Origin of the sequence: Chryseosolibacter indicum, assembly GCF_018598585.1 — a bacterium.
Taxonomy (GTDB): domain Bacteria; phylum Bacteroidota; class Bacteroidia; order Cytophagales; family Cyclobacteriaceae; genus Chryseosolibacter; species Chryseosolibacter indicus.
The window spans coordinates 1-420 of sequence record NZ_JAHESD010000162.1; the positions used below are offsets into that span (position 1 = coordinate 1).

General features: G+C 41.2%; 1 protein-coding gene. It reads right to left on the reverse strand.

What is annotated here, in order from left to right; genetic code table 11:
* On the reverse strand, positions 1-420 hold a 420-nt coding region (locus KK060_RS24915), incomplete at both ends, for a TonB-dependent receptor plug domain-containing protein (RefSeq protein ID WP_254158012.1).

A 420-nucleotide genomic window follows, 5' to 3' on the forward strand; every position in this document is an offset into this window, starting at 1 on the left:
CTCAGTTTGAAGGCTGTATGTATAACCATAAGAAATTTTCATGTCACCTGCCTTACCGCGTTTTGTAGTAATTAATACTACACCATTAGTTGCTCTGGACCCATAAATAGCAGTAGCAGATGGCCCTTGAAGTATTTCCATACTTTCTATATCTGCGGGGTTTAAAGAGGATAATGGGTTTGTTCCTGCTGCAGTAGTAGCACCTTGAAGCTCAACCCCATCAACAACATAAAGCGGTTCATTACTTCCGTTAATTGAATTTACACCACGGATATTTACAGAGATACCTCCACCAGGTGCACCCGTATTTTGTGTAACATAAACGCCTGCTGCCCTTCCCTGGATGGCTTGCTCTATAGTAGTATTTACAGTACGGCTAATATCTTTAGAGGAGATTGAAGTTTGAGCCCTAGTAATATC